General features: G+C 72.6%; 7 protein-coding genes. 6 read left to right on the top strand and 1 reads right to left on the bottom strand.

Translation table 11 applies throughout. The annotated features are described in order from the left end of the window. Positions 1 to 111 precede the first annotated feature (111 nt). The 6 genes from Q1N79_RS06355 (at position 112) to Q1N79_RS06330 (ending at position 6724) form a co-directional block, all read left to right on the top strand. Complete coding sequence (locus tag Q1N79_RS06355; RefSeq protein WP_300605531.1) at positions 112 to 867, top strand: maleylpyruvate isomerase family mycothiol-dependent enzyme; 756 nt, start codon at positions 112 to 114, stop codon at positions 865 to 867. Between the two features lie 167 nt (positions 868 to 1034). After that, positions 1035 to 1217 carry a hypothetical protein gene (locus Q1N79_RS06350; protein ID WP_300605529.1) on the top strand — a complete coding sequence of 61 codons (183 nt, stop codon included), beginning with the start codon at positions 1035 to 1037 and terminating at the stop codon, positions 1215 to 1217. Between the two features lie 155 nt (positions 1218 to 1372). Continuing rightward, complete coding sequence (locus Q1N79_RS06345; RefSeq protein ID WP_300605528.1) at positions 1373 to 4489, top strand: adenylate/guanylate cyclase domain-containing protein; 3117 nt, start codon at positions 1373 to 1375, stop codon at positions 4487 to 4489. Between the two features lie 190 nt (positions 4490 to 4679). Further along, positions 4680 to 4970 (top strand): hypothetical protein, encoded by a 291-nt coding sequence (locus Q1N79_RS06340; RefSeq protein WP_300605527.1) that lies wholly within the window; start codon positions 4680 to 4682, stop codon positions 4968 to 4970. Between the two features lie 3 nt (positions 4971 to 4973). Next, positions 4974 to 6362 carry a DUF4331 domain-containing protein gene (locus tag Q1N79_RS06335; protein ID WP_300605525.1) on the top strand — a complete coding sequence of 463 codons (1389 nt, stop codon included), beginning with the start codon at positions 4974 to 4976 and terminating at the stop codon, positions 6360 to 6362. Continuing rightward, positions 6359 to 6724: a hypothetical protein gene (locus Q1N79_RS06330; protein ID WP_300605524.1), complete on the top strand. Its 366-nt coding sequence runs from the start codon at positions 6359 to 6361 to the stop codon at positions 6722 to 6724. The genes Q1N79_RS06335 and Q1N79_RS06330 overlap by 4 nt, the downstream gene beginning before the upstream one ends. A 15-nt stretch (positions 6725 to 6739) precedes the next feature. Here Q1N79_RS06330 and Q1N79_RS06325 read toward each other — a convergent pair. Beyond that, positions 6740 to 7214 (bottom strand): anti-sigma factor (locus Q1N79_RS06325; protein ID WP_300605522.1); only part of this gene is annotated, 475 nt, incomplete at its 5' end.

Raw genomic sequence — 7214 nt, 5'->3', positions numbered from 1 at the left:
CGGCGACCACTGGGTCCGCCTGGTAGACGCCGCCGTTGACATGTTCCTCACCCACTTCAAGGCACCCGGCCCGGACACCACCGCCGGCCCGATGCGCGAGAGGAAACGATCATGACCCTGACCACGACCGCGGTGCGCGATATCCCGCCGATCCGCCACGACGAGGCGATGGACCTGGCCGCCGCCGAGTATGAACGTTTCAGCGCGCTGCTGCACGGCCTGGCGCCTGGCGACTGGGAAACTCCGACCGTATGCGACCGGTGGGACGTGCGCGCTGTCGCCGCCCACGTGCTGGGCGCCGCAGAAGCCTGCGCTTCGATCGGTGAGAACGTCCACCAGATGAGGCTGGGCCGCCGGGTGCAGCGCCAGCTCGGCCTCGGGCACATCGTGCACGGCGCCAACGAGGTCCAGGTCCGCGAACGGGCCGCCCTCGACCCAGCTGGGCTGATCGACCGGTGGGACCGCGCCGTCCCGCGCGCCCTGCGCGGCCGCCGCCGGTTCCCGCCGTTCCTGCGCCCGGTGCGCATCGGCTTCGAGGCCCCGCTTGGCAGGCGTCCGCTGGGCTACCTGATCGACATCGTCTACACCCGCGACGTGTGGATGCACCGCGTCGACATCTGCCGCGCCACCGGCCGCCAGCCCGTCCTCACTGCCGCACACGACGGCCGGATCATCGCCGACATGGTCGCCGACTGGGCCGCCACCCACCGCCAGGCGTTCACGGTTCACCTGACCGGCCCCGCCGGCGGCAGCTACACCCGCGGCAGCGGCGGCGCGACACTCGACATCGACGCCACCGACTGGGCCTGGACCGTCTCCGGCCGCGCCCGCGGCAGCGGCCTGCTCGCCAACCCCCTTCCGCTGTGAACCGCGACATGCAGACCAGGGGGGCCCGATCGTAATCGTCTCCGGTGCTGTGTCGGCAAGGCGACAGGGAGGCTGTCCTCCAGGTGACTGACCGCTAGCCGCTTGTCCGGCGATGCTGGGGCTGCCGGTCGATACCGGACACCACACCGCCGGAAACGGAGAAGACAATGAACGACTACCTCGCCAGCGAGCTGATCGCCCAGCGCCAGGCCGCTCTCGCCGTCGGCCTCACCCACCGCGCCCAGCTCAAGGGTGCCCGCGCCGCGCGCAAGGCCAGGGCCGCGGCCCAGGATCGGCCGACCCGTACCCGCCGGCTGCCCTTCGGCCGGCCCGCGCATGCAGGTGCCTGAGCACCCCGAACCTGCACGGTCGCTCCAGCCGGCAGGAAGCTTCCCGCCGAGTCGGCAGACGGTCGCGGGCGCGCGCCCGGAGACGGTCACGATTCAAAGGTGGGGGCAGTTCTGCGACCGTGGCGGACCGGCGGGTACTCGGGGAGAATTGCGGTGTGCCAGCTGAGGAGCGCAAGCTCGCGACGGTCCTGTTCGCGGATCTGGTCGGCTCGACCGAACTGGCGGGCGACCAGGATCCCGAGCGGGTCCGGGCTATGCTCGACCGGTTCTACGACGCGATGGCAGCGGAGGTCGAGCAGGCCGGGGGGACGGTCGAGAAGTTCGCCGGCGACGCGGTGATGGCGGCCTTCGGGGCGCCGCTCGCACACGAGGATGACGCCGAGCGGGCGCTGCACGTGGCGCTGGGGATGAAGCGGCGGCTGGCGGAGCTGTTCAGCGGCCGGCTGGCACTGCGCATCGGCGTGAACACCGGCGAGGTGGTGGTGGGCCAGCCCCGGGAGGGCAGTTCGTTCGTCACCGGCGATGCGGTCAACGTGTGCGCGCGGCTGGAGCAGGCGGCCGCACCGGGGGAGATCCTGGTGGGCGAGCGGACGGTCGCGGCCGCGCGGGGGGCGTTCGAGTTCGGCGGGCCGACGACGGTCCAGGCCAAGGGCAAGCCCGGGGGCGTGGCCTGCCGCAGTCTGGTGCGCGCGCTGTCGATGACGCGCCCGCGCGGTCTTGGCGCACTTGGAGAGCTGCCGCCGGTATTCGTCGGCCGCGTCCGCGAACTGGCGCAACTGCAGCAGGCCTACCGCCAGGTGGTCGCTAGCGGCAGGCCGCGTCTGGTCAGCGTGGTTGGTGACGCCGGGGTCGGCAAAACGCGGCTGGTTCGTGAGTTCTGGCGGTGGCTTGGCGGGCAGCCGCACCGGCCGCTGCTGCGCAGCGGCCGGTGCCTGTCCTACGGCCACGGGATCACGTACTGGCCGCTCGGTGAAGTGCTGAAGGAGCACCTTGGGATTCTGGACAGCGATCCGCCGGAGGTCGCCGCCGGCCGGGTGGCTGGCCGCGACGGGCTCGGCTTCACCCTCGGCCTGGCGCCGCCGCCCGGCATGCACCCGCTGACCGTGCGCGACCGGCTGCGCACGGCGTGGGTCGCCTTCCTGCGAGAGCTGGCCGGCGAGCGCCCGGTGGCGGTGCTCGTCGAAGACCTGCATTGGGCCGGCGACGAGCTGTGTGACCTGCTGGCGATGCTTGCCGAGCGGGTGGTCGGCCCGCTGCTGCTCATCGTGACCGCGCGGCCGGAGCTGCTTGATCAGCGGCCGGGCTGGGCCCTGCAGGCCGGGACCGAACTGGTGCGGCTGGAGGCGCTGCCGGAAGCGGACACGGACGAGCTGGCCCAGGCGCTGCTGGGCAGCGGCTGCCCCGCCCCGTTCCGCGGGCTGGTCGCGGAACGGGCCGAGGGGAACCCGTTCTTCGCCGAGGAACTGATCGCCACGCTGGCGGACCGGGGGGTGATCGCCCGCCGGAACGGCGGCTGGTCGTTCGGCGAGCTCCCGCCCGGTTTCCTGGTGCCGGACACCGTCCAGGCCGTGCTCGCCGCGCGCATCGACTTGCTTCCCCAGCCAGGGAAGGCGGCGCTGCAGACGGCCGCGCTGATCGGGCGGGTGTTCTGGAGCGATCCGGTCTGCGAGCTGGTCGAGGGCGCGGATCCGGAGTTCGGCCTGCTCCAGGAGCGGGCCTTCGTGCTCCCGCACACCCAGTCATCGATCGAGGGGCAGCGGGAGTGGCTGATCAAGCACGCGCTGACCCGGGAGGTCGCCTACGCCAGCCTGCTCAAGGCCAGGAGGGCGCGGCTGCACGCCGACTTCGCCGAGTGGCTGGAGCGCAACAGCACGGGAGAGGCCGAACATGCGCCGCTGCTCGCGCACCACTACGCCGCGGCGATCGTTCCTGAAGACCTCGACCTGGCCTGGGCGGGCCGGGAAGAGCAGGCCGAGGTGCTGCGCGCCAAGGCGGTGCTGTGGTCGCGGCGGGCCGCGGACCTGGCCATCGGCCGCTATGAGATCGACGATGGCCTGGACCTGTTCCGCCGCGCCCTGTGCCTGGAAGACGACCCGCGGGAGCAGGCCGACATCTGGCAGCGCATCGGCCAGGCCTGCGCCCTCAAATACGACGGCCAGGGCTTTTACGACGCCATGCAGAAGGCGCTCGAGATCACCGGGCCCTCCGCCGAGATCTACGCCGACCTCGCCCTGCAGACGTCCCTCCGGGCCGGGATGTGGGTCCAGCAGCCGGACACGACCCTCGTCGATGGGTGGATTCAGCAGGCCCGGGAACTCGCCGAGGAGGGCTCGCTCACCCGGGCCCGCGCGCTCGCCGCGCTGGCCATGAACACCGACGACGAAGCCGTAGCCCGTTCGGCGCTGGCCATCGCCGAACGGCTGGGCGACGCCGAGCTTCGCTGCACAATGCTGCACACCATCGCCTACGGTGCCCTCCTGGCCGGGGACTTCGACCGGGCCCGCACCTTGGCGGATGACGTGATGGCGCTGCTGCCCGGGCTGCCCAATCCCGACGTCTGCTCGACGGCGCTCATGTCCAACGTCTTCGTGTACCTGAAGGCCGGCCACCTCGATCAGGCGGGGGTGGCCAGCGCGCAGGCCATCGAGGCCGCGGCCGGCCTGACCCCGCATCACCGCGTGCACGGCACGGGCTGGCAGCTCATCCTGGCCAGCGTGACCGGGCGCTGGGCGGAGGTGCGGGCCGTGGCGGGGGAGGCGGAACGGGTGGTCGACGCCAACGTGGCGGCGGGTACCCCCTGCTGCCTGGACGTCTCCATCCTGCTGAACTGCGCGGCCGGCTGCGCGCGGGCAGGCGATGAGGACGAGGCCCGCCGGCTTGAGGCGAAGGCGGACGGACTCGGCATGACAGGCGGCCGGTGGTACCAGGGCTGGTTCGAGCCGCCCAGGATCCGCCTTGCCCTGGCCCGGCACCAGACCGGCAAGCTCGCCGAACTCGCCCCCGCCGACTTCGACTGGGAGTGGGAGCCGGTGTCGACCTTCCTGGACGCGCTCGCCGCGCTCGGCGACCGCGAGCGCATCGAGGCGGAAGCGCCGAAGTGGCTGCGGGAGGGCACCTTCGCCGAGCCGTTCGCGCTCCGCGCGCTCGGCATCGCCCGCGGCGACCGGGCCCTCCTCGGACGGGCACTGGAGCGGTTCGACGCCATGGACCTCACCTGGCACGCGGAACAAACCAGGCACCTGCTGCGCGGTCGCCCCGAGTCCGCGACATAGGACTCCCGGCTGCTATTCCGCCCGCGCTGCGGGCCAGGTCGAGCAGCCCGCCGACGTCCAGCGCGATAACGCTTCGGTTAAGTCCACCGGACGGCCCATCCGGAGGCGGGCCTGAGCCGAACTAGTGGCGTGAACAGCCAGCCGAGGAGAGGACACCATGCCTGCTCACAGTGACGCAGATCCGTCTGGAATGTCACGCCGTACCGTGCTGCGCGGCGCCGCAGGCGCGGGCGCGGTCGGGATAGCCGCGGCCGCCGGGGTCGGCGCCGTGGTGGCCGCGACGCGCCCGGACACGAAAGCCCCGGCCGCCAGGCCCGTCGCGGCGACGGCCGGGAGGACGGAGAAAGGCGGCCCGCTCGTCGTGTACCTGCGGGACGCCAGCACCGGCGAGCTGGACGTGTTCGCCGGCACCACCCAGGTCCGGTTCCGGGACCCCGCCCTCGCAGCCCAGCTGCTGCAGGCCGTTCAGCAAGGGAGCTGAGGAATGTCATCGCACCGCGAGGCGCCGGAGATCTCCAAGGATCCGGTCGCCGACAGCACCGACCTGTACGCGTTCGTCAGCCCGGACAAGCCGGACACGGTCACCCTCATCGCCAACTACATCCCGCTGGAGGGGCCGGCGGGCGGCCCGAACTTCTACGCGTTCGGCGACGACGTGCTGTATGAGATCAACGTCGACAACGACGCGGACGGCCAGCCCGACATCACCTATCAGTTCACCTTCCAGACCACGCTGGCGGACCCGGGCACGTTCCTGTACAACACCGGGCCGATCCTGACGCTCGACAGCCCGAACTGGAACAGCCGCCAGACCTACACGGTGACCCGCGTGCGGCAGGGCCAGAGCACCGTCCTCGCGGCCGGCCTCGCCTGCCCGCCGTGCAATATCGGCCCGCTGTCCACACCCAACTACGCGCAGCTGGCGCAGGCCGCTGTGCACAGCATCGCCGGCGGGATTAGCGTCTTCGCGGGCCAGCGGGCCGAGGGCTTCTACGTGGACCTCGGCGCGATCTTCGACCTCGGCGACCTGCGGCCGTTCGAAGAGCTGCACACGCAGTTCGGGATGCACGTGTTTTCCAAGGCGGCGCCGGGCGTGAACGCCACCGCCCACCTGAACGTGCACTCGATCGCCATCCAGGTCCCCATCTCCCAGCTGCTGTCGGGCGGCCAGCACGGCAGCGTCGGCGATCAGGGCTCGGTGATCGGCGTGTGGACGACGGCGAGCCGCCAGCAGGCCGAGGTCTGGGACGCGGACAGCAGCCAGACCTTCTGCTGCGGTCCGTACCGTCAGGTGTCCCGGCTGGCCAACCCGCTGGTCAACGAGGTCGTGATCCCGCTCGGCAGCAAGGACCTGTGGAACACCCTGCCGCCCGCCGACGACAAGCAGTTCGCCTCGTACTTCGCCCAGCCCGGGCTGTCCGCCCTGCTGCCCGTGCTCTACCCCGGCGTCTTCCCGAACCTGGCCAAGCTGGTGCAGGCAGGCACCGCGCGGGCCGACCTGGAGGCGATCCTGCTCACCGGGGTGCCGTCAGGCATCGTGCCCGGGTTCCAGAACTACACCGGCCCGGTCCTCGCCGACATGCTCCGCCTCAACACCGCGATCCCGCCGGGCAAGCCCCCCAGTCAGCTCGGCGTCCTCGGCGGCGACCTCGCCGGGTTCCCCAACGGCCGCCGGGTGTTCGACGACGTGGTCACGATCGAGCTGCGCGCGTTCGCCGGGGTGACGGTCCCGCTGGTGGACAAGTCGTTCACCCCCGACGCGGCCGCGAGCCTGGTCACCGACGGGCTGACCGCCGCCAGCGTCCCGTCCGGGTACCTTGACCGGTTCCCCTACCTGGGCGTGCCATACAGCGGCTTCGACACGCCGTCGTGACCAGGGACCACAGGAACAAGGCGGGGACACAAACCACGATGCACGAAGACAGCCCCGGCCCGTCCGGCCCTGGCAGCGTCGTCCTCGACCTCGGCGCCGGGGTCGGCGCCCTCGTCCTTGAGGCGCCCGCCGGCCTGGCCGGGCAGGAGATCGAGATCAGCCGCTTGGCGGCCGGCGATGCGGCAGGCCGCCGCACGCATTCGCTGATCCGGGAGCGCGCGACCGCCGCGGGCACCAGCTACGCGGCGGTCTACCCCGGCCTTGCCGCCGGCCGGTACCTCATCTGGCGGCACGCGGACACCCCGGCGGGCGAGGTCACCATCGACGGCGGCATGGTGACCCGCTTCCGCTGGCCGGACTGAGCCGACCGCGCGCAGTCACGCCGGCAGCGGCAGCACCAGGATGGGCGTGGTCGTCGGGCTGGCCGTCCCGCCGGCCGGCTCGACCGTCATGCCCACCGTGTCACCGGCCAGCACACCGGAGGCGAGCACCGGCGCGGTCTTCCCGCCGCTCGGCGGCGGGAGCAGGCCGGCCGGCCGGGTGCCGCCCGGCCCCATCAGCCACAGCTCGTACACCTTGGACGACGGCAGCCCGGGCAGGCCGGAGCTGGTGACGACCATCTTCCGCTCGGTCTGCGAAACCACCACGACCGCGGTGCCGCCGACGGTCGTGCGGCCGGACGCGATCCGGGCGTCGGGCGCCGCGAGCACGACGGCGATCTCCTGGCCGCGCGCCTGCGCGGAGTCGAGCCGCTGCTGGGTGGCGGCAAGGACGCCGCCGAGGACCGCCGCGGCGGCAAGGCCGGCCGCGCCCACCGCGAGGGCTAGCCGGGGGACCCACGGCGAGCGCGGG

This window comes from Trebonia sp. (assembly GCF_030042015.1).
Taxonomy (GTDB): domain Bacteria; phylum Actinomycetota; class Actinomycetes; order Streptosporangiales; family Streptosporangiaceae; genus Trebonia.
This window is presented reverse-complemented; position numbering and strand designations above follow the sequence as displayed.